This window comes from Streptococcus mitis, assembly GCF_003942965.1.
Taxonomy (GTDB): domain Bacteria; phylum Bacillota; class Bacilli; order Lactobacillales; family Streptococcaceae; genus Streptococcus; species Streptococcus mitis_BH.
The window spans coordinates 1-3,646 of the sequence record NZ_RJOG01000048.1 but is presented as its reverse complement, the minus strand read 5'-3'; the positions used below and the strand labels follow the sequence as shown (position 1 = coordinate 3,646).

2 protein-coding genes are annotated in these 3,646 nt (G+C 34.9%); both read right to left on the bottom strand.

Features of this window, described 5'->3' with window-relative positions:
* A partial coding sequence (locus D8837_RS08975) for an SP_1767 family glycosyltransferase (RefSeq protein ID WP_125456839.1) occupies positions 1–2,441 on the bottom strand: 2,441 nt, incomplete at its 3' end.
* A gap of 9 nt (positions 2,442–2,450) precedes the next feature.
* The gene (locus tag D8837_RS08970) at positions 2,451–3,461 is read right to left on the bottom strand and encodes a sugar transferase (protein ID WP_125456838.1); all 1,011 of its coding nucleotides are present in this window, start codon (positions 3,459–3,461) and stop codon (positions 2,451–2,453) included.
* Positions 3,462–3,646: the final 185 nt, after the last annotated feature.

Below are 3,646 nucleotides of genomic sequence, written 5' to 3'. Positions count from 1 at the left end.
TCTAATATCCTTGCAACAATCTGACTATTATAGGTTTCATCCTCAATGAACTCAATATCTTGATCAAAATTATACTCTGCTGTATGTTTATGTGAAAATTTAACCTTGGTTTTAGCACCCATCTTCATCCACTCATACTCGGAGTCAATATGCCCAATATCTAAGACTTGGTGACCCTTTCGACTTAAATGATAGGCTAAAACTTTTGCTGTAGGCCCAAGCATACATAAAATCAAGCGACCAGCAGCATACTTTTCAATTTCATGTTCAATTTCATGAACTCTAGAAAAGGCACTATGAGAAGGACAGATAATTCGCTTGATAGAATTTGCCTCATCGAACAAATCATTCCCTACACCTGAACGAGAGGTCGCTCCTTCAACTATCAGTAAGTCACGGTTTTTCCAGATACTTTTCAATTTTTCAAATTGGGATTTAGCTTGACTCTTGTCTTCAAAATCGATATAAGGTCGAGATACAAAGGTTGAGCCATACCATGAAACACTACATAACTCTCTGTAAAAATCCATATAATGGTCCATGTGATCTTTCCAAAATGGAATCGCCCATGATGTAAACCTGAAACGATCTGTAAAGGCATCAGGCAGGCACACGACTAAATCTTCTCTACTTTCCTGGCCGATAATATCTCTCATGATTGAAACCAACTCTTCATCATAATCCTGGTAGGGAATAGAATGCCCTGCAAGCATATTGATTTCCCCATCTCCAAAACGAACTAAAGAAGAATTATGTTCAATAATATAATCCAAGGTTTCATCTATCCCTTTCACCTGGATTGTATCAAGTGGTTTTTCTAGCATATCCTTATTTATCAATTTTTGCAAATCAGCCAACATTCGTTCAGGATGTTCACTAGAATACAACCTTTGGCCATTGTTCCCATTTTGAGATTTATAAAAGGCTAGTATAGGTTTAGATAGATGAGCCATTTCTGCAACAATATCGGATGTTGAAGTCAGTAGGTTGATATCTAAATAAGCATCCATCTTTTCCTTCAACTCTTCTAGCTTATCTCTTGAAATTGCTGGATAGAGTTGAATATTAGGATAACGATTAGATAAATCATATAATTTTGGCCCCATGTCTGTCCAAGCAGCAACTTGAAAAACAACATTGGGTAAGTGTTCAGCCAAGTAATCCAGTTGTTCTATATCCTGAGAAGCCGTAAAAGTTAAACAAGTCAAACTTGGAAGTTGTCGAAAACAGGTAAGATGCCCGTTTTTCTTTAGATCTTTAATCGCATCAACCATAAAGGAAACTTTCTCATTTTCGAAAACGATTTGTCCTAAATTTCCATGCTGAGTCAATTGAAAAGCTAATAGCGTTTTTTCTTGTTCTTTCAAAGATTTTAAAAAGTTCCCATCTGCACTACCATGATTGATATCCAAATAAAGATTTGTTAACTTTTTCAACTTATCTAATACAGGAGGAACAATCTGTGGATACAATCTCACATTATCATGTACAGCTAATTTTATCAGCTTATCACCCATATCTGTCCAAGCTGCGATATGAAATACCACATCTGGAAGAGCTGTGACTAAGCCCTCTATTCCTTCTAAATCTTGGGAATTTGTTAAGGTTAAACAAGAAAATTCCTTATCTAGAGGCGATATTAGTTTAAACTCTCCTACATGATGTTGTAAGATTTGAGTCCACTCCAAATCATGGAATTGCCACCATAAATCACGGTAACGATTGGCTATCAAGGTAGCCCATGGCTTTCTGTAAGATACAAAATGTATGATACTAGGAGGTACTAACTCATTAAAATAATTTTCCCATTTATTATAAAATGCAGTTGTGTCATGGCCAACTTGAAGGTTAAATTCTTTATCCAGTTCTAACCATTGATTAGAACAAACCTGATTCAGAATCGTTTGATCACCGTTAAAATTTTCAAAACGGCCCTCTTCAACTTCCCTAATTGTTACAATGGACTGTTCAATTAGTAGTTCTTTTAATTTCTCTTGGCGCCATTTTTTATTATTAATCAGCATCACTCCTGCATTAAAAGTGATACCATCCGTATCCCAAACAGCAGCTAACAAATTCCCTTGTAAATCAGTATCAAATAATGTTTCTAAAGATTGATTAACGATAAGATCACTATCTAAATATAAGACTTTATCCTCAGGAATATAATCTGGAATAAAGTATCTGGCATAAGTCATTGTACTTATGTATTCCTTAGTTTCCCAACCTTGAAAAACAGCCTGCTCTGGCAACTTAATATCAATTATATCGCTACCTAACATTCGAGCTATTTTTCTTGGCTTGCGAAACCAATCTGGCATGATATCTTGATTTAAAATATAAATCTTAACATCTCGATTGTGGTATAGAATAGATTTTATCGTTGTTTCCAACTGCCTGGTGTAATTGCGATCCCCTGCTAGTACAATTGTTTTGTTCATTTCATTCCCTTAATCAATTCCCAAGTGATAGATTGCATCTACCAATAACTTTTTAGTGAAATACCCCTCTTTTAACAAATAGCTAAATGTCTTTATCCGATTCGTCATTTCTTGATATTCTTGTAGATTCATTTTATCAATTATCGCATGTACTTCCTCTAGACTATCCACCATAAAGCCCAAGCCTTGATCTACTATAAATTTAGCGGTTGACAAGCTACTAGGTACAATGACTGGTATGCCAGCTGTCAGATAGGTACTCACCTTATGAGATATATTTAAAGTATAGTATTGGTTACTTTCTCCATCGTTTTGATGAGTTCCCCAGACAAGGCCAAATCCACCCTTTGATAATTCTAGTAAAAGTTCCTCATCTTTTTTCCATCCCTCAATACTCAGATTTCTGGCATTGGAACTTGCTTCTCCTTTATTTGAAAATACTCTTAAAGGCGTATCTTGAGACCAATTTTGTAAGTCTGGAAAACGCTCTAAACTTCCTGCAAAAAAAAGCTCTTTCTTAAAGGATGGGGTATAAAGTGACAAATCATGAGGATGATCCCACATCCCTTGAACGAGAATCTTCTTTGTTGTCAAGCCTTCTTCCATCAGGCGCTCTTTCATTCTCTCTGATGGGACTATCAAAATGTCTGATAGGTTGTACATGTACATATAGTCTTTCATGAGATAGTAGTTACTATCAAACATAAGGGGAACAACATCATGGATAAAGCAAATAATCTTAACCTGCATGTCCTTTAATTTATCGAAAAAGAGACGATCAAACTCAAATCCGTTCCATGTTGGAGATTGAAAGACTAGGATATCTCCAATTGAAATACTGGCCATGATGCCATCCAGACGTTTATTCATTTCAGAAGGACTATCTGAAGCAATATTGTAAAAATAGATACCAACTTCTCTAAATCCCAGTTGACNGGCTATCTTTTGAACAGCATTTTGAGCTAGAATAACCGTACTATCACCAGCCATGCCGTATAAATTCGTTAAATGTAATTTCATTTTTCTTATCTTTTAAAAATTCACTTTAAGAATAGAAAATTCTTTTTCTTTTATCTGATTTTTAGAATTTCTATTTAGAAACAGATATACTTGATAATCATCTCTAACTTATCATGATAATCATTATCTTTTCCTAAAACAATAATTCTTTCAACTTCAACCCTTTATAGATTTCTAACTGATTA